Here is a 19276-nt window from a genome sequence, read left to right on the forward strand (position 1 = left end):
TTCAGCCTCTCTTTATTCTGATACGGTGATAGCATTAGTTTTTATTTTTTCTGTAAGCTTCTCTATTTGCTCGGTTTCTTCCTTAGTTAGAGAAATAACACGAATAGGAGCGATGCCAACACCATCGTCTGCTAAGCCAAGTGTAATATGTCCATCAGCTACTTGCCCATTTTCAACAAGTTCTTTGGCAAGCTTGTACATTGCTACATCAATATTTTTCAGCATGGAGGTGACTACTGTTTTCTCACCAAGATAATATTGATCTGAATCCACCCCAAATGAGTAAATTCCTTCCTGCTGTGCAATGTTTATAACACCTACACCGGTAAATCCTGCTGACGGATAAATAAAGTCAGCACCATCATTAATCAATTCCTTGGCTAATTCTTCTCCAAGTTTGTCATTATTAAAGTCTTCTGCAAAATGGTGGAGTACCACTGCCTCAGGATTGGTTGCAGCAACACCTTGGCTAAAGCCATTTAAAAATTTGCGAATAAGCGGAGTATCTGAGCCTCCAACAAATCCAACAATATCAGAATTGGTTCTCATACCAGCTATTGCTCCAATTAAAAAGCTACCTTCATGTTCTTTGAATGTCACACTTGTTACATTCGGTAAATCTACCACAGCATCAACAATGACAAATTGTTTATCAGGATATTTTTCTGCTACCTTCTTTAAATCTTCTTCAATCATGTAGCCTAAACCAACAATTAGATCATTTCCTTGATCGATTAACTCTTGCAATCCTGTTTCATAATCGCCAACTTCCTTTAATTCACGGTAGTCAAAGAGAATGCCTAATTCTTCTCTTGCTTTCTCTAAGCCATTAAAGGCTGAATCACTAAATGATTGGTCACCAAGACCTGCATCGGAAAGCATTACACCAATTCTTAGTTTGTTATCAAGATTGGATGATAGTTCATTTTCAGAACAACCCGCCAAAAGTAATAAGCATAACAATAGAAATAGTTCTATTACTCTTCTCATTAGAAAACCCCCACATGTTGTAATTAGGTAAAATATATTATTTAATTCACAAATTAATAAGTATTTATACCTAAATGAATTATACAGACCACATATAAAATGGTCAATATTGGAAGCCTTATCATTAAAAATATTTACAAAACTGACATTAAGTAATCGTTAACAATCTTATTATTAGGTAATTAATACTATAAAAATAATTTCGTTAGTTACCATTGTTATATTGTATTAAAAATGCCTACAATTCTAACTAATTTAAATCAGATTACGAAAGGTAGAAAATAATAAGATAAACCATTTTCATATAACTCGTGCTTAATTCATATAGAGTAGTTGATAACAAGTGTGCACATTCAGTTTCGGGTTTAACTATGTTATGCTAAAGAAATAACATCGAAAAAGGAGTAGGGAAGTATGGAAGTTCCAATATTATATGAGGATAATCACTTGCTAGTAGTAGAAAAGCCAATAAATATCCCAGTACAAGCAGATAAGTCGAAGGATCCAGATCTATTAAATTTTCTTAAGCAAGATATAAAAAGAAGATATAATAAACCTGGAAATGTTTATCTTGGACTAGTTCATCGACTTGACCGTCCAGTAGGTGGAGTAATGGTTTTTGCTAAAACATCAAAAGCAGCATCCCGTTTATCTGATTCGATAAGAAAAAATGAAATCAAGAAAACCTATCTCGCTGTCGTACGAGGAATTCCCCATAAAGAAATTGGTACACTTGAAGATTATTTAATGAAAGATCGCAATGAAAATAAGACCCATATTGTGGCATCATCCGAGAAAAAGGCAAAAAAAGCCATTTTGGATTATACAGTTTTAGCAAGTGCCAAAGGTCTAAGTCTTGTGAAAATTCGTCTTCAAACGGGAAGACCACATCAAATTCGTGTTCAATTTGCATCTAGGGGCTATCCTTTGTATGGAGACCAGAAATATGGAGAAAAAATGAACAAGCCAGGCCAGCAAATCGCCTTATGGTCAAATGTGCTAGAATTGACGCATCCAGTTCAAAAAGAAGTAACCCTATGTCATTCTTTCCCACCCGATCAATATCCGTGGGATCTTTTCAGTGAAAGGATAAAATAACAAAGAATAAAACAGATAACTGACAAGCTTTGCGATAGTTTGATTCATCTCATTTATATGTATAAAAGAAAAGCATTTAGGAAAATATAAATACTGATAGAACATTTGTTCTCGTGTATAATCTATGGTATAATTTAGAAAGATAATGTTCTTATAAGGAGAGGTCGGCTAGCCCCAACGGAAGGGGGGGATGCCAATGAGTATGTATGAGAGTTTCATGGTTCTTAGTGGTTTTGGGACATTCTTAATTGCATTACTCGCTTTGATTGTAACATTGATCAATAAAAAATAGACCTCCCTATTTACCCTAAAAGTGACTAGGTGAGGTCTATGCAATCCAATTGCAGCCGAACCCTCTGGGGGAACCGCTTATCGATAACCCACAGTGCCAGCTGTGGGTTACTATTATATGAGTTTCTTCTGTTTATTATAACATACGTCACGTAAGATGAAAAGTTGCACTACTTTGTCACTTGTTTTTGGATAATAAAACAAATTAATTCAGAAAAAGGTAGAAAAACCTTGTCATTTTCCATCAAATCATGTAAGATAAAGATGAAAAGGTTGTACACGGTTTTTAAACCATGAGTCAACTTTTCATTATGCAAAACTGTGCGTTATAACAGTTTTTGCGCGATACTCTTTATTCCATTTTACCAATAACTATCTTATTTACAGATGTTTGTTATTCATCTATACTTAAGAAAATGACAATAATTATCTAAAAAAATGGAAATTTGACGGCATATGTTGGAATAGAGAGGAATTATCACATGAATAGCAGATATTCGTTTTTACTTAATCAAGAGAAGCGAACAACGATTTGGTTCTTATGGCTATTTTACTTCGTTTATTTTAGCTATGAACTTATCTATTACTTTGTTTTACCGAACATGCCTTGGAAAATAGCCCCAATTAATAATAAGAGTATAATAGATTTTATTATATATATTGTTCTAGTATGTCTTATACCTATTGCTTATCAACTAATTAAGGAGAATAATCCAGCCCCTGTTAAATATATTTATTTCCTTGTGTTCACCACAACGAACATAGTTGTTGATATACTTTCTTACATAGGTACAGATATCTCCTATGCAAATGGCAATATAGCAGAATTAGTTATTGTACTTTTTTCCCCAATTTTTGTAAATAAACATTTTTTCTATCTTGTTTCTATCGGCACAATATTAAAATTTATCATTATTGGTATCTTTTTAAAGGATATTGTGGTGTTAATTCCACTTATATTAGTATCCATTATCTCCATTGTTGCGTGGATATTATTACATAGATTTTTAGACTATGTATCTGCAACAGAAGCATCCTATGAGCGACAGTTAAATGGTATAGTAAAAGGAATAATTGCCACCCTTGAACTAAAGGATTTATATACAAAAGGGCATAGTGAAAGAGTAGCAAACTATGCTGCAATACTAGCAAAAGCAACAGGAAAATATAATAAGGATCAACTAAAAACTTTTTATTATGCTTGCTTATTACATGATATCGGAAAAGTTAACATACCTGATTCCATTTTAACAAAACCAGGTAAATTAACAGATGAGGAATTTAATATTATTAAGACTCATCCCATTGTTGGAGCTAATGCTATTCATAAAGTAGAGGGGATTTCAGAACATATCGAAGTCATCGAGCAGCATCATGAAAGATGGGATGGAAAAGGTTATCCATACGGTTTAAAAGGGGAGGAAATATCCCATCTGTCAAGAATTACAGCCATTGCTGATGCGTTTGATGCAATGACATCATCCAGATCATACCGAAAGGCACTACCACTAGAAGTAGCTTACGATCAAATTGTGCAAGGAAAAGGAAGTCAGTTTGATCCCAACCTAGTCGATTTATTTAAAGAAATTTATCAAGACTGGGTGGATTATTATAAACATTTTAATCACACACAAGAACACGAATGAAATGGAGGTGAGACGATGAAAATTCGTAAGCTTAAGCAAAATAAGGTAACTTGTTGGTGGTGCACATATTTTAATAACTGGTAGATTCTGTATGAAGAGAGTGGGATGTTGTCATGATAACATCCTACTTTCTATTTAGGTGGTGAAATAATGACGATATCGTTAAAATCAACCTTAACCCTATACCCATTAACGATTAAAGAAGATAAAAAGCACTATCTTGTCGAGGAAAGCATTTCTGGTGAATTTTTTGAAATGCCCAAGGTTTGTATTGATGCAATTAAAATGATGAACAATGGTTTCAATTTGGGACAGGTTCAAGCAAGCTTATTACAAACTTATCCTAAGGAAGAAGTAGACTTACTTGATTTTTCTCATCAGCTAGTAGAATTAGGTTTAGTCCAATCGATTGATGGCAAAATAATTGAAATGAAGAAAGAAAATCACAAAATTCGAGGTTTTGAGTGGATTCCTGCAAAGGTTGGGAAACTTTTATTTAATCGGGTAACATCTAAACTATACTTTCTAGTTTTTATGATGAATATATTGTTCCTTGTGTTAAATCCAAAATTATTACCCACCTATCAAGATATGTTTGTTTTTGATGTAATGATCTGGAATGTACTAATATATGCAGTTCTATCTTTAATACTCTTATTAATACATGAAATGGGACACGTTTTGGCAATCCGTTCTCACAATCTGCCTACAAATTGGAATATAGCTCATCGACTAATGCTAGTAGTTATGGAAACAGATCTTACTGCAGCTTGGAAACTTCCGAATCATCGTAGAAATATTCTCTATCTTGGCGGGATGTGTTTCGATCAAGTATTGCTGTTTACCGCGCTTTCATGGAAACTCACCCTTCCAAATGATGAACTAATCCTCCATGGAATATTGTCTATGATTGCTTTAGATATCTTTATTAAAACGATTTACCAGTGCTGTTTTTATATGAAAACAGATCTGTATTTTGTTTTTGAGAATATCTCTGGGTGCTATAATCTTATGGAAAATGCCAAACAACATTTACGAGAATGGTTGCCCTTTATCAAGGAGGATACTACAACTACAGTGTATCAAGAGGAAAAAAGAACCGTTCGTTTGTACAGCTATTTTTTCTTATGTGGAATTATTTTGACTTTTAGTTTATTTGCTTTTTATTTTCTTCCACAAGCCGTGTATGTCTATATGAATATTATCCCTCAGTTATTATTACCATTGAATAGTGTCTATTTTTGGGATGCAATCATCATCCTTGGTCAGTCGTTAATCATACTAGTGCTATTGTTTTATTCCATTACAAAGTCAAAACGCTTATGAGGAGCTTATATATAGGCTCCTCATTTAAGAATCACAAAGTTTTATTTAATAAAAATGGGAATATATTTTGTTCACTTTTTCTGAAAATGCTTGAATTGGTACAAAGCGAACATCCCGAAAGTATTCCTTTCCTTCGACAAAAAACAAAACAGCTGGGGCGGTAAATATCGAATATATCCCTGCAATACTTGGAAATTGATCTGCACGGATATAACCAAGTTTGACCATAGGATACTTCTGCATAACCTGTTTAATTTGTGGTAAAAGACTCTGACAAACACTACAATTTTTCTGCGAAACGAACAATAGACTAAGCGTATGATTTTGAATAAGATGGTCCAAATCCTCTTGATAATAAATGGAGCCGAATTCGTTCACTTTGTAACCTGCCTCTTAATTATTAGTAAAACAAGTGTATATTAAAAACACGCTGATTGGAAGCTGAATGCTTCTGAAACTTGCTATGCTATTTTAAGGTACGGCTTTAATACTGTTCACATGCTGAAAGTAAAGAGAATGCGTTCCATCTCCATACGTTTTCTTTTTCAAATCTTCACCTTCCGTTGACTTTGTCTCATCATAAGGTTGATCTGTTGTCACTTTTACATTAGCATCTTCTCCATCACTTAATAATGCAATATCAGCATTGGCGATATACCAATCTGCTTTTAATTTAGCCAAATCAAGGTTAACCTCGTGAAGATAAGTTCGAGCTTCTACCTTTCTGTTTCCCGGGATCGAAATAGTAGCATCATAGTTAACAAAATGATGGTTCATTCGATTTTTAGAAGGAGGGGAGAGTATTTCGATATATAGAGTATCTCCAACTTTATTAATGGAAATATAATCATCCTGTGAGAGCTTTGTTTCATAATTAGACCGAAAGCTTCCAAATATATTCACTTCGTCTGTTTCGTTTGCTTCCAATTCAATCCCATTATTATTCGCATCAATGACCACTTTTTTAATGTCCTTACTTAGCTTTTGATTTACTTCTGGCAATATTCCGTTCACTTCTTCTGTGTCCACATATTCTTTTACCGTTGTCACAAGCCCTGTCGAAGTAACAAAGTAAATACCAAGTGTCAGGACACCTATAAAAAGGATAAACAAGATAGAAAAAACGTCATATCTTACGATAGGTTGCTCTTGTTTTGATAACAGCAAATATATTAATATTTCAATGCCTAATATAATTAGGAGTATTGGAATCCAAGAAAGTATAAAGGTCGTTACCTCCCAGTTATATAGCTGGGATAAAAATAAGGTTACACCTAGTGCAATTAAGGAAAGTCCCATGGAAATAGAGCCAACACGCCATTTTCTCATTATTTCTTCACCTTCTCTTTCTTTTTAGAGCCGGATATCAATTTAATTCCGCCTAGGATTAATAGGAAGCATACAATACTGACTTGGAAGTATTGCTGATAATAGTACCATACATCAATATTAAATATTTCCCTTAGATTATCTGCGATAATAGGGAGGAAGGTACTATCAATCAGATAAAATACTCCTAACAATATAAGGCCAATCCCTAACCATTTTTGGTAATTGGCTAAATGTTTAAATACTGGAATATCCTCCAACTCTTGATCATGGGATCGATTAATTAGCTGTAAGGCATCAAAAAAACTAAAAAACCAGATAATAGGGATAACAAACAAAAATATACTTAAATGTAATACGTCAAGAATATAGATGGAAAGTAGAAAAGAAGCCATTAATTGTAAACCGCGATTTTGCAAGCCTAAATACATATGTCCCGCACCCGGGAAGATTGCCAATAAGGTAGTTAGCATTCTGCTTTTTTTGCTATCATCACGAAACCTATCAAAATCATCAAAAATGGTCGTATCTAATAAATCAATACCTTGTTGTTTTTTGTTCAACAACTGGATTACGTCAAACATGCTGTAGATCCAAATGATAGGAATCGCAAGGAGAAAGATTAAGAAAATACTACTCGTTAGTACACTCACAAAAAACACCATTGCAATAATACCAAAAAATGCTGCAAGTATGGTAAGTCCTCGATAGGTTAATCCTAAATAGAAGTGACCAATTCCAGGAATAAACGATAATAATATCGTAGAAAAGCGTTCCTTTTGTTTAGGGTCTTCTAGGGTAAATGCTTGATCATTGTTTGTTGTGCCCGCGAGTCCTCCTTGTTTTTTCATCACAAGTGTCATGACAATATCCATCATATTGATAAGCCAAACTATCGCTGCAATTAAGAAAAATCCAATAAACAAGGTATCGGAGTAGACAATGATTCCTGCAATAAATCCACAAAAAAGGGAACCTAAGAAGAATAAAGTATATAACACTCCTCTCCATCGATATCCTAAATAAATATGACCAAAGCCCGGAAACAAGGCAAGAAATAAAGCGAGTATGGGTGATTTTGTCATTAGTTATGATCTCCTTTCATTTCCTCTAATAATTGATCTGTTTTTTTCATGAGTTGTTCAGTTAACGATTGCTTTGGGCTTACTTCTGCTCTATCCGTGAGACTGATCATATTATCAAATACTCCAGAAAACATGAGAATCAAGGTCAAACCGGCTGCTAGAACATAGTGAATAATACTTTTAGAGAACAAGGAAGAAGCATTTGAGCTTTTGGATGATGGTTTTGAATCAAGCTGAATCCTTGCTATTGTTTTTTCTGTAAAGAAATCAGACACTGAGTCCTCAACTAGACTATTTTCCATAAGCTGGAGATAACTATCTAGACATGCTTCACAGCTATATAGATGATTCTCCATTGTCTTTCGATTCTCATCCGTTAATTGATCAAGAATATATAAGTTCATTTGCTCTTTAGGAATATGTTTCATCAGAAATCCTCCTTCTTCCAGTTTTCCTTCATCCAATTTCTTGCACGATATAACCGCATTTTTATTGTTGATTCTTTCATATTTAACTGATCCGATATTTCTTTATAAGATAAGCCCTCTAAATGATAAAGTTGCACCACTAGTCGCAATTTATCCGGCATTTCCATAATGGCAGCTCTGACCATCTCTCGTTCGTGTTTTGCTAAATATTGTTCCTCTGGATTATGGCCATCTGTTAATTGATAATCTTGATCAAAAAAAGTTAGGTCTTCTTTCTGACGCTGCTTCTTTCGGTTAAAATCAATAGCTTTATGTACGGCAATTCGACTGAGCCACGTCGTAAAACCTTGATTTTGATAGGAAGGGAGAGCATCGACCATCTTAATAAATGTTTCCTGTGCAAGGTCCTCAGCGTCCTTAGGGTTACGGACAACATGATAAATCACTTTAAATACATGGTGTTTATAACGTTCAATAAGTATCCGTAACGCTTGCTGATTTCCCTGCTGAACCTTCTTAATTAAAGCATCCTCTTGAATTGCTCTCCCCCCTCTCTGTAGTTCTCTGTAATATAGACGATGAAAAAATCAAAAATACTACATTCTTTTGAAAGTTTTTTTAAGAATAAAATGTACAATGCTATAATAACAATAACTGAAGTAGGAAGGAATTATAGAGGTTAGGTGATAAAATGAAGAAGATTTTGGCCGGATTAGTCATTGGGGGTCTCCTTATTAAAAGCTACTATGATACAAATGTTTGGAAAATAAATCGTCTTTCGATTGGTACAGATAGACTAAAAGACGAAACATTTCGTTTAGTTCAATTAACGGATATACATAACAAAATATTTTTTAATCAATATACGAGACTATTGCAAAAAATTATAAATTTTCATCCCGATCTGATCGTACTCACCGGTGACTTGATTGATCGAAAAACGAAAGATTTTTCGGGCATCCTTGCTTTTGTTGAACAACTAGCTAAAAGTCATCAATACGTCTATTTTGTGTCAGGTAACCATGAATGGGACCATCCTAGAGGGGAGGAATTTATAAACAGCTTAAGACAAAGAAATGTTAAACTTCTTGATAATAAAAGAGTAATTGTTAAGCTCAAGCGATGCCAAATCTGCTTAGTAGGGGTAGCAGATGCGGCAACGGGAAATGATCAGTTGACAGAAAGCTTATTTATAAAGGAGGGTTATCGTATATTGCTCTCACACTCACCAGAAATCATTAATAGGAAGGCTGCAAAGCTAGCTGACCTTATATTATGTGGTCATACACATGGCGGACAAATAAGACTCCCTTTCTTAGGTGCCATTATTTCTCCAGACCAAGGCTTATTCCCAAGTCTGGATAAAGGGATTTTCCAGCATGAAAAGGGAAAGTACCTTTATATTGATAGTGGTCTAGGCACTACTAGGCTTCCAATAAGGTTTCTTAATCAGAGTCAATTATCTTTTTTGACCATTTACGGTACAAATCGATAATAGGGGGCCCCACTTTATTACAATTTGGTAGAAGAAATGACATAACAATGTCATCTTTTTTGCAATTTTTACAATTTTTTTAAACTTTCTTAATATCCTCCATTTATACTGTTAGTAGTATAGAAACAGGAGGTCTTAACAAATGAGGAAAAGAAATAAGAAAAAAGTGGCACGATTATTTTCCGTTTTTTTAATTACATGCATTTTATTTTCTCATGTATTTGTTCATTTTTCAGTCGTACAAGCTAGTCCAAATCAGAAAATCGAGGAAAATACAGATGAAGAACGCTCTGCTGAAACTTCGGGACAGCAATCAGTTGAAAGTAAAGACAAACAATTAACTCGGAAACCAAATCAGATACATAACGAGGAAGACAAATCATCTACAAAGGAAGTAGAAGAATCGAATGAAATAACCGAGTCTGCGACAAAACAAGAAAAAAACATACCTGAAATCGACGAAAAAAAAGAGAAAGTAGAGAAATCCTCGATAGAAAATGCAGAAGGTACCCCCTCTATCGATTTTCAAAAGGTTCCTTCGATCCTAATTACAGAGGTCATGCCTTTTAGTAAGGAAAATGACCAATTTGCCTATTTCGAAATCTACAATAATTCTAATCAAGCTATTCAATTAGATTATTACAATATTTCTTTCCATTCTACAGCTAGTTCAGGTGAAAAAATACTCGAATTACCACCAACTTCTCTTGAGCCAGGTGAAACAGTGGTTGCTTGGAACAATGGAGGGAATCTTTCCATTGATGACTTTAATCACCATTACGGAACTAAGCTCACGGAAGAACAAGTGATAAGCTATCAAGCTATTTCGTTTAGCAATACTAATAAGCAAACGATTAGTATTCGTGATAATCAACAAGAGATCGTTTCAGCAAGCTTCTCAGAAGAAGATATTCAGCTAGGAAAGACGCTTACTTACCTATATCCTCAAGAATCAACCGCAATGCAAACTTCCAAGCAGCAACAAAAACCCACACCTGGTAAACTCGATAAACAACAAATACCTGAGAAACCAGTAACTGTTTCAGCTAGTGATGCACCAATAATCAAATCCAAGCCTGTCTCTGAGGCCGATGTAAATTCAACCATTACTATCAATGCTATCATTGATGATGCAGATTCAAGTCTTCAAGCAAAATTATTCTATCGATATCAAGGAGAGGCATCCTATCGAAGTGTGGAAATGTCAAGACAGGAGTCAAATAACTATCATGCAGAGATACCTGCAGAAGAAGTCATAACCGGACAAATAGAGTATTATATAATGGCAACCAATGCACATCATCGAGCAGTTGACCCAACAAAAGATACGCCAAATGTGATCACTGTCAAAAAAATAGAAAAAGAAAAGAAGCAAGTAAATACAGTAGTAGAAGAACAAAAAATGATCAACGAGGATTTTACTCAGTACCCACAACTTTTAATTACAGAAATTTCACCTAATACAGCAGGTGGTGGTACCGATTATTTTGAATACTTTGAACTATATAATAATACTAATCAAACCTTACATCTAAGCGATTATCATTTCATTTATCATTACACGGACTCCAGTAAGAACATTATGTTTGAATTACCAGACGTAGATATAGCGTCAGAAGAAACATTAGTATTCTGGTATAACAATGGAAAGAACGAGCTAGAAGCTTTTAACGAACAATTTTCTACTAATCTAACAAAAGAAGAGGTCATCCCATTTAATAGCTCATCCTTTCCTGGATTTGCGAATGGAGGAAATCGTGCTTTAATTATTAAAGATCACAAAAATAACGAGGTTGTTTATGCTGATTATCTAGGTGAAGATAATAATAATGATGGAAAGGTTATTCAATATAAATATCCATTAGAAGAAGCTACAAAAATGAAGAAGCATCAAGTACTAGCAGACCCTACACCTGGCATGGTAGATGAGGTTCAAGTACCAAGTGAGTCTGTAGAAGTTCCAGAAGAAGAAATAGACCAAGAAGCACCAATGATTACACATAAACAAGTGAAGGAAGGACAGGCTTTTTCGCCGATTTCGATTCAAGCAGAGATAGTGGACAATCATACCATTCCATCAGCGAATCTTTACGTTAAGAAGAAAGACTCTGAATATATCAGTCTACCAATGTCGATAGATCCTGAAAATCCCTCACAATATACAGTAGAGATACCTGGTAATCATGTGGATGAAAACCTTACTTATTATATAGAAGCAACAGATGGTAGAAATAAGAGTAAAACAGAGGAATTTACGATTCAAATTGATCAGGAGAAAATTGATTCTCAAGCATTACCACCATTACTAGTAACAGAGGTTGTACCTGATACGACAAACACAGGGTCTGCTGACGGCTATGAATTTATTGAAATTTATAATAATACAGATCAACCGATTAATTTAAAGGATTACAAGATCCAATATCGTTATGGTACTGATCCAGAAAGTGATGTGATTTGGCCATCTATTCCAGATGATGTCGTAATTCCAGCAAAGGAAACACTTGTTTTCTGGATCATTAATGGTCACAATAATGATCAAACAGTAGCAGATTTCAATGCGAATTTTAGCTCCCAGTTAGTGGAGAATCAGGATATTGTTCGTATTGAATCAGCAGGGATGGCTAATGGTAGCACAAGAGGTTTAATTATTGCTTCCAATACAGGAATTGAATATTCCATCGCTTACTATAATGACACAGAAAATGTGGATGATGTTGTCGCAAATAAGGGAATTGTTTATAGATATCCAGTAGATAAGACGAATGTAATGGAAAAAATAAGTGCAGGTGAATTAGATGCAACACCTGGCACAGTAGAGGACTATCAAGTTCCGAACGAACCTGTTCAAAAACAACAAGATACAATAGCACCAGAAATCGATAATATAACGACCATTTCTCAGGTGAATCATACGGAAAACATTGATTTACAAGTAAGTGCCAATGATAATCAAGAGGTTAAAACGGTAGCTGTGTATTATCGAACCGAGGATGAAAAAGAATTTAAAGAGGCCTTACTGGAAGAGAGTGAAGAAAAAGGGGTTTATCAGTATCGCATTTATGCTCCCGAAATCATAGGAAAAGAATATGTAGAATATTATTTTCAAGCATCAGATGGTACGAACAGTGTAAAAAGCGGCATTGAAACGATCCGAGTGGCAAGTGACCTGGATCAAAGTCCTCTCAGATTGAATGTAGAGAATGAGCAAATTTTATCTGGTAAATCCATCATAAAGGGGACAGCTGAGAAGAGTAGCTCAGATGACTTAATAATGAAAATTGACGAACAAGTAATCAACGATACGTATAAAGCTGTGGAACATCAAGCGTATTTAGCATTTGAAGTTAGCGGAATTAACACTTATTTCCAAAATGGTGTCACAATAGGGGATGAGATTGTCCATATTTTCGATGATTGGATGGCCCAATGGGAAACGATTACGGTTCCCATTGATCCAACAAAACTGCAGTTAGGTGATAATACTATTACAATTCGTGCTGGTAATAAAGCTACTCCATGGGAGGGAGACCCTGGCGAGAATCGAGATGATTTTAATCTTCGTAATGTTCGGTTAGTGATGACAGATGGTACGGTTTTAACAGATCCGTCACATCCGGATCCGTCGGATGTGTTAGATATGGGGGATGATGGAACAGAGCGGATAGCGGAGCATTTCACATTTACCATTACGGATGGGTTAGCAAATTCTTTAGCTTATCAATGGGATACGACTACGGTGGAAGATGGTTCTCATCGCGTACAAATTCTTCAAAATACTAAATTAATCGAAAGAAAGGTATTTGTCGATAACACGGCACCAATCATCAGCCCCAATATGGAAGAAAATAGGTCCTATAAAGGTGAGTTTGAGATCAATGCAGAAATAACGGACGAAATAGCTGGAGTGGACAGTTATCAAGCATGGTTAGATAACGAAGAAATCACCCTTCCATATATGACATCGTCTGGCTCCTTAGCACCTGGAGAGCACGTGTTGAAAATCAAAGCGATTGATAAAGTTGGAAACGCAAAAATCGAAGAAATAATGTTCCATACAGTAGAGGAAAATCCAACAGAACCAAACAACCAAACGGATACTCAAATTGGTGATCCGAAACTACGAGTCAAAGTCAAGGACCCAATGGGAGATCAATTAGATGTTGGTTTTTATCAGGCATTTCAATATAAACCATCCGATAAAAGCTCCGTTATATCCTATCAAAGTACAGCTAAAACGGAGCCACCTGCAACGAGGAAAATCTCTGGTAGGGCAAAATTGTCCAATCAAGAATTGAAGCTTGCTTCCGAACTAGATGGGGAATACTTAGTAACAGATTCTACGACTGAATTTCCTTATCATCGCTTTGATGTCACTTTAGATGAATCGGTTCATAACGATGATCAAGTAGAATTAGTATGGAATGGTCATTCATTAGAAGGTAGGAAGGTCTCCATGTATGCATGGAACATCGAAAAAGCGCAATGGGACTTGATCGACTACCAAATTGCAGGCACTGATGACTTTACGTTAAGTGGTTATGTGGAAGTGAGCAAGTATGCAGACAACCATACCATTCATGTTATCATTCAGGATGAAATTCCTGCAAATCCAAATAAATATGATTATACCTTTGTTTGGATGTCTGATACACAATATTATTCGGAAAGCTATCCGCATATTTATGATAGACAAACTCAATGGATTGCCGAAAATCAAGAAAAAATGAACATCGAATATGTCTTTCATAGTGGTGATTTAGTCGATGAAGCAGACCAAGAATACCAGTGGTTACATGCGGATGAGTATATGAAGACATTGGACGATGCTAATATTCCATATGGGGTGCTTGCAGGAAATCATGATGTATTGCAAAAAGATAATGACTACACAGAATATTATAAATACTTTGGTGAGGATCGTTTTATGGAAAAACCGTACTATGGTGGTTCCTATCTCAATAACAGAGGACATTATGATTTAATTTCGGTTAATGGCAATGACTTTATTATGATGTATTTAGGCTGGGGTATTGATGAGGAGGGAATTGCGTGGATGAATGAGATACTAGCTCAATATCCCGATCGCATGGCGATATTAACCTTTCATGAATATTTACAAGCAACTGGAACACGCCATCCTTTAGGTGAAAAACTGTACAATGAAGTCGTTATTCCAAATGAAAATGTAGTGACAGTCTTGTCTGGTCATTATCATGAAGCTCAAACCTTGATAGATGAAATCGATGATGATGGAGACGGAATGCCCGACCGAACTGTTTATCAGATGTTAGCAGATTATCAAGCAGGACCTGAAGGTGGTCAAGGGTATATGCGTTTGTTACATTTTGATTCAACGAATAACCGAATTTTTGTTAATACGTATTCACCATATATGGACGATTACAATTACTATGATACAGATGAGTATCCGAACAAGGATGAATTTATGATTAATCTAGATCTAACACCAAAGGAAAAACGTGTAGCTACAGATTCCTTTGTGGTTAATGTGTACACCAATTCTGAGATAGGTACTGTTCAAAATGTTGCAAGTGGAGATACCGCAGAAATAACATGGTCTGGGTTAGAAGAGGGGAAGACCTACTACTGGTATACCCGAATTACAGATCAGTATTCTGGCTCTAAAAGATCGTCTATTTGGTCTCTTATAAAAGGAAGGGATGATGTATCTGAAGGCGAGCATGATGAAAATAATCAAGATGAAGGTACAGGTACGGGGGATAATGATCAAGAGCAACCTCCAACCAAGCCAGAAGTTAATCCAATACAAGATGAAAAAGGGAATGAAATCGACAATCAGGATGAAATAGAGAAACATTCGGAATCAGATAAAATAATTCGAGTGAATAAAAATCAAGACAAAGAGCCTCTGACTAGTAAGCAGGGTATTTCGCTACCAGATACTGCGACAAACATATATAATCTTTTGTTAGGCAGTATGGTTCTACTCGTAATGGGAATAATCCTTTTCATATGGCAAAGACAGAAGCGGCAGAAGCAAACGTATTCTAACTAAAATGGAGTAGAAATTTGTAAGAAAAAAGGAGCTTGCATTTCAAGTCAAGCTCCTTTTTACATTCAGCTAAAGGCTCCAATAAATGATAATGACGATTATTTCAAAAACTAGTGAAATAAATATTATCCAAATTATTTCTAACCTTAAAAAAGCATTCATTACGGTCCATTCTTTTATTTTTGCTAAGCGTCTAGCAACTTTCCAGTTGATAGGCACAAAAAACAATGAAAACAATAATCCAACGGAGAGTGAAATAGAAGAATGGATAACTCCTAAATTAGCAGTTAAATCAGCTACGGTATTGCCGATTATGTATATGGGAATACCTACCCATATAAAAAAGGTTAAGACCAATAATGGGATTACCATTATAACAATCATAAAATTCTTCTTCAGAACATCAAGATAAATTTTAGTATACATATATTCCCCCATAAGATTTATCCAGGTAACAACCACTATTGCTATAAAACAGCCTGCTATCTAATCAGATGAAGTCCCACTAATATTTTAGCAAATTGTCGTAATAGGAGGAAATAATATTCAACTATTCATGAAGTAGACTTTCCTCACAGTATTATCAGAAAATGGTGTATTAATCCATCTTACCTGGAGGTGACATAAGAAAAGGGCAGCCTTTTTTTACAAGACGCTCAGGAACTGTATTTACCGTATAATCTCTCGGATCTAACTTCTCATCTACTTCCTCCCAAAACAAAGGTGTTGCGACAGTAGCTTCCTTGGTGGCTCGAGTAGAATAGGGAGCAATTATTGTCTTTCCCTCAGCGTGTTGTACATAGTCAATATAAAGACGATTTTTGCGTTTCTTTTTTAATCGTTCTATCGTAAAACAATCTGGATATTGTTGAACAAGCACTTCTGCTACAGCTCGCATAAAATCTCTCGTCTCCTCAAATGTCATCATTTTCTCTCGCAATGGTAAATGAATTTGTAGACCTGTCCTACCTGATGTTTTTATTAATGGAGTAATACCTTCTCCTTCCACCATATCCTTAATCAAATGGGCGGCCATTACAGCATACGAAAAATACTCTAGACTTGGTGGATCGAGATCAAATACCATTTCATCAGGGTAAGCAGAGTGAACCGTTTGAAAAGGAATATGAAATTCTAATCCTCCATGATTACCGAACCATAACAAACTTTCAAGTGTATTACACAATAAATCCTTTTCCCCATCCTCAGATAAAATATAATCGATAAACTCAGGAGCATAATCAGGTAAATGCTTTTGATAAAAGGAATGTTGATCGATTCCATCAGGATAGCGGATCATCGTTAAACGTTTGTTTTGTAATCTAGGTAGTAAGAAAGGGGCGACATTCCTCAAATAGACAAGATAATCAAGTTTCGTGATCTGGGGAAATAGTTCTTTATTGGGCTTAGTTAAGTCAATTTCTTTAGGTAGCTGGGCTAACCCTAACCGAACCATCTCCTCCGTACAATCTGTTGGAGATAGATCAAACCGAAAAGATCGAAAAACTGGTTCTCTTATCTCTCCGTCCTTCACATCTAAACAATTAATATCTATGCAAACACTAGGTGTTACGTACCAATGCGTGCCCTGTTTACGACCATTTGCTTGGATGAAATTAGTTAAGGTTTTTTTATCTTCTTGAGCAAAGCCATGTTTGATTTTTCCTAGTTCTTCATTCTTGTCTAATTTTACATCAAAATAATCATTTGTCAGATTCCATCCACTTATTACACCTTGTACAGTTCGATAATTTTTCCATTTTATCCATTGTCTCGTTCTTTTCCCTTCGATATAGGTTGAATGGATATTTTTTGCGACAATTCCCTCTGCTTGATGGAAGAAACTGATTTCTTCTATTTCATTGAGCTTCTTAAAGGAGTGAATGAGAAGTAGCTGCCTCTGCTCCACCGTGAATTGCTTAAATAATTGCTCTAATTGTTTTCTTCGGTCTAAAAGTGTTTGTGATTGAAGGGTTTGATCATTCAGCAGTAATAGGTCAAAACAGAGGAAGCTTACTGGTCGCTGTTTGCTTAATTGTTGTATTTTTACTTTAGAACGAGTTCTTCCTCTTGTCTGAATAGAAGAGAAGTTAGCTTGATATGGCGTTCTTAGGATAACAAGCTCTCCATCTAAAAAAATCGGAAGTTGCTTTTCAATATTCTTTTGGAGAATTAAACAAGTAGAGACGATTTCAGGAAATTGAAAGGTGAGATCCTTGCCATTACGGCTCCATAATGTGATCTTCTCTGCAGTCCACTCAATTCCGCAACGAAAGCCATCATATTTTATTTCATAGATCCAATCCTTCTGCTTATTTATTTCCTCAACAAGCGTCGGTAACATTGGTTTCCACATTGTCAACACCCTTTCTCCTTATATATTTGCTTATTTTTGAATTTTTATTAAGACTTTGCAAATGCTATGAATACAAGAGGAGTGATGAATGCATGCATACGATGTGGAAAGGTACGATAAGCTTCGGTTTAGTTAATATTCCGGTTAGTCTTCATTCCGCAACAGAGAACAAGGATATTTCTCTACGAAATCTTCATAAGGAATGTCATTCCCCATTAAAATATGAGAAAGTTTGTCCTGTTTGTGATAAGGAAGTAGGGAATGAAGATATTGTGAAGGGCTTTGAGTACACAACCAATAAATTTGTTATTTTAGAGGAAGAAGATTTAAAGGCGATTAAGGACGAAAAACAGGATAAAACTGTTGAAATCATGGATTTTATAAAATTAGAAGAAATTGATCCGATTTATTTTGATAGGAGTTATTATCTTTCACCAAATGAAGGTGGTACCAAAGCATATGCGTTATTACGAGAAGCTTTAAAAGATACGAAGAAAATCGGATTAGCTAAAATCACGATTCGTTCAAAGGAGCATTTAGCGATCATTCGTTTTTATCAAAACACACTTGTGATGGAAACCATTTATTTTCCTGATGAAGTGAGAGATTTTAAAGAGGTACCAAATGTTCCGGAAGAAACCGATGTAGTCGGAAAAGAACTTGATACGGCTAAAATGCTTATAGATCAATTAACAACAGAATTTGAACCGACCAAATATAAGGATGAATATCGTTCTGCATTACTTGAACTGATCGAGCGCAAGAAGAATGGTGAGGAGATCTCAACAGCGAAGGAACCGAAGAAAAAGGACAATGTAACAGATCTTATGGAAGCATTGGAGAAATCATTAAAGAAAACGAAAACTACTCAGAAGAAAGGTACAAAACGGAAGACAACAACCAAAAAGAAAAAATCGACGACAAAGACAGGATAATAAGAAGGAGGTTAGACGATGGATGCCAAAAGAGCACAAGAAATTGCGAATGCAAGCGAAATGTGTCAAGTTACTTATAATGGGACAAATGTCTATATTGAACATGTCGACCAAAATAGTGGAAAAGCGACTGTTCATCCATTAAATAATAAAACAAGCAAATGGAGTGTAACAGTAGACGAGCTATTAGAACAATAAAAAAGAAAACTCGGCATTACAAAAACTTAACAAAACTAATGCCGAGTTTTTTATATAGAAAT

16 protein-coding genes are annotated in these 19276 nt (G+C 35.3%); 9 read left to right on the top strand and 7 right to left on the bottom strand.

What is annotated here, in order from left to right; genetic code table 11:
• Window positions 1–12: 12 nt before the first annotated feature.
• Window positions 13–990 (bottom strand): BMP family lipoprotein, encoded by a 978-nt coding sequence (locus ACZ5N5_RS14375; RefSeq protein ID WP_109984123.1) that lies wholly within the window; start codon window positions 988–990, stop codon window positions 13–15.
• A gap of 414 nt (window positions 991–1404) precedes the next feature.
• Here ACZ5N5_RS14375 and ACZ5N5_RS14380 point away from each other — a divergent pair, with 414 nt between their 5' ends.
• The 4 genes from ACZ5N5_RS14380 (at window position 1405) to ACZ5N5_RS14395 (ending at window position 5351) form a co-directional block, all read left to right on the top strand.
• Entirely contained in the window at window positions 1405–2088 is a 684-nt protein-coding gene (locus ACZ5N5_RS14380; protein ID WP_109984124.1) for an RluA family pseudouridine synthase, read from the top strand.
• A gap of 196 nt (window positions 2089–2284) precedes the next feature.
• Entirely contained in the window at window positions 2285–2380 is a 96-nt protein-coding gene (locus tag ACZ5N5_RS14385; RefSeq protein ID WP_219987224.1) for a putative holin-like toxin, read from the top strand.
• 481 nt (window positions 2381–2861) lie between these two features.
• A complete protein-coding gene (locus ACZ5N5_RS14390) occupies window positions 2862–4025 on the top strand; it encodes an HD-GYP domain-containing protein (RefSeq protein ID WP_109984126.1) in 1164 nt (387 codons plus the stop codon).
• 150 nt (window positions 4026–4175) lie between these two features.
• Window positions 4176–5351, top strand: a complete 1176-nt coding sequence (locus ACZ5N5_RS14395; protein WP_277678426.1) for a peptidase — start codon at window positions 4176–4178, stop codon at window positions 5349–5351.
• 45 nt (window positions 5352–5396) lie between these two features.
• Here ACZ5N5_RS14395 and ACZ5N5_RS14400 read toward each other — a convergent pair whose 3' ends face one another.
• From ACZ5N5_RS14400 to ACZ5N5_RS14420, 5 genes are all read right to left on the bottom strand, one after another.
• Window positions 5397–5729, bottom strand: coding sequence for a thioredoxin domain-containing protein (locus tag ACZ5N5_RS14400; protein WP_054859236.1), 333 nt, complete (start codon window positions 5727–5729; stop codon window positions 5397–5399).
• A gap of 93 nt (window positions 5730–5822) precedes the next feature.
• The gene (locus tag ACZ5N5_RS14405) at window positions 5823–6680 is read right to left on the bottom strand and encodes a LiaF transmembrane domain-containing protein (protein WP_277678425.1); all 858 of its coding nucleotides are present in this window, start codon (window positions 6678–6680) and stop codon (window positions 5823–5825) included.
• Complete coding sequence (locus ACZ5N5_RS14410) at window positions 6680–7765, bottom strand: hypothetical protein (RefSeq protein WP_109984130.1); 1086 nt, start codon at window positions 7763–7765, stop codon at window positions 6680–6682. Before ACZ5N5_RS14410 ends, ACZ5N5_RS14405 begins: the two co-directional genes overlap by 1 nt.
• On the bottom strand, window positions 7765–8193 hold the full coding sequence (locus ACZ5N5_RS14415; RefSeq protein ID WP_464372690.1) for a hypothetical protein: 429 nt from the start codon (window positions 8191–8193) through the stop codon (window positions 7765–7767). The genes ACZ5N5_RS14410 and ACZ5N5_RS14415 overlap by 1 nt, the downstream gene beginning before the upstream one ends.
• Complete coding sequence (locus ACZ5N5_RS14420) at window positions 8193–8732, bottom strand: RNA polymerase sigma factor (RefSeq protein ID WP_109984132.1); 540 nt, start codon at window positions 8730–8732, stop codon at window positions 8193–8195. The genes ACZ5N5_RS14415 and ACZ5N5_RS14420 overlap by 1 nt, the downstream gene beginning before the upstream one ends.
• 152 nt (window positions 8733–8884) lie before the next feature.
• On the opposite strand from ACZ5N5_RS14420, the gene ACZ5N5_RS14425 reads away from it, so the two are divergent.
• The 3 genes from ACZ5N5_RS14425 (at window position 8885) to ACZ5N5_RS14435 (ending at window position 16137) form a co-directional block, all read left to right on the top strand.
• Entirely contained in the window at window positions 8885–9688 is an 804-nt protein-coding gene (locus tag ACZ5N5_RS14425; protein ID WP_109984133.1) for a metallophosphoesterase, read from the top strand.
• 142 nt (window positions 9689–9830) lie between these two features.
• Window positions 9831–15728 carry a lamin tail domain-containing metallophosphoesterase family protein gene (locus ACZ5N5_RS14430; protein ID WP_464372691.1) on the top strand — a complete coding sequence of 1966 codons (5898 nt, stop codon included), beginning with the start codon at window positions 9831–9833 and terminating at the stop codon, window positions 15726–15728.
• Window positions 15729–15816: 88 nt separating this feature from the next.
• Window positions 15817–16137 (top strand): hypothetical protein, encoded by a 321-nt coding sequence (locus ACZ5N5_RS14435; RefSeq protein WP_464372692.1) that lies wholly within the window; start codon window positions 15817–15819, stop codon window positions 16135–16137.
• 186 nt (window positions 16138–16323) lie between these two features.
• Here the strand turns inward: ACZ5N5_RS14435 and ligD are convergent, their stop codons facing one another.
• Entirely contained in the window at window positions 16324–18081 is a 1758-nt protein-coding gene (gene ligD / locus ACZ5N5_RS14440; protein WP_464373787.1) for a DNA ligase D, read from the bottom strand.
• A gap of 92 nt (window positions 18082–18173) precedes the next feature.
• On the opposite strand from ligD, the gene ku reads away from it, so the two are divergent.
• Window positions 18174–19016 carry a non-homologous end joining protein Ku gene (gene ku / locus ACZ5N5_RS14445; RefSeq protein WP_464372693.1) on the top strand — a complete coding sequence of 281 codons (843 nt, stop codon included), beginning with the start codon at window positions 18174–18176 and terminating at the stop codon, window positions 19014–19016.
• 18 nt (window positions 19017–19034) lie between these two features.
• Window positions 19035–19214 carry an H-type small acid-soluble spore protein gene (locus tag ACZ5N5_RS14450; protein WP_054859251.1) on the top strand — a complete coding sequence of 60 codons (180 nt, stop codon included), beginning with the start codon at window positions 19035–19037 and terminating at the stop codon, window positions 19212–19214.
• Window positions 19215–19276: the final 62 nt, after the last annotated feature.

It is taken from the genome of Gracilibacillus sp. JCM 18966 (assembly GCF_055392695.1).

Coding starts and splice junctions, on each gene's coding strand:
- ACZ5N5_RS14375 (WP_109984123.1), bottom strand. CDS start 990: ATGAGAAGAGTAATAGAACTATTTCTATTGTTATGCTTATTACTTTTG.
- ACZ5N5_RS14380 (WP_109984124.1), top strand. CDS start 1,405: ATGGAAGTTCCAATATTATATGAGGATAATCACTTGCTAGTAGTAGAA.
- ACZ5N5_RS14385 (WP_219987224.1), top strand. CDS start 2,285: ATGAGTATGTATGAGAGTTTCATGGTTCTTAGTGGTTTTGGGACATTC.
- ACZ5N5_RS14390 (WP_109984126.1), top strand. CDS start 2,862: ATGAATAGCAGATATTCGTTTTTACTTAATCAAGAGAAGCGAACAACG.
- ACZ5N5_RS14395 (WP_277678426.1), top strand. CDS start 4,176: ATGACGATATCGTTAAAATCAACCTTAACCCTATACCCATTAACGATT.
- ACZ5N5_RS14405 (WP_277678425.1), bottom strand. CDS start 6,680: ATGAGAAAATGGCGTGTTGGCTCTATTTCCATGGGACTTTCCTTAATT.
- ACZ5N5_RS14410 (WP_109984130.1), bottom strand. CDS start 7,765: ATGACAAAATCACCCATACTCGCTTTATTTCTTGCCTTGTTTCCGGGC.
- ACZ5N5_RS14415 (WP_464372690.1), bottom strand. CDS start 8,193: ATGAAACATATTCCTAAAGAGCAAATGAACTTATATATTCTTGATCAA.
- ACZ5N5_RS14425 (WP_109984133.1), top strand. CDS start 8,885: ATGAAGAAGATTTTGGCCGGATTAGTCATTGGGGGTCTCCTTATTAAA.
- ACZ5N5_RS14430 (WP_464372691.1), top strand. CDS start 9,831: ATGAGGAAAAGAAATAAGAAAAAAGTGGCACGATTATTTTCCGTTTTT.
- ACZ5N5_RS14435 (WP_464372692.1), top strand. CDS start 15,817: ATGACGATTATTTCAAAAACTAGTGAAATAAATATTATCCAAATTATT.
- ligD (WP_464373787.1), bottom strand. CDS start 18,081: ATGTGGAAACCAATGTTACCGACGCTTGTTGAGGAAATAAATAAGCAG.
- ku (WP_464372693.1), top strand. CDS start 18,174: ATGCATACGATGTGGAAAGGTACGATAAGCTTCGGTTTAGTTAATATT.
- ACZ5N5_RS14450 (WP_054859251.1), top strand. CDS start 19,035: ATGGATGCCAAAAGAGCACAAGAAATTGCGAATGCAAGCGAAATGTGT.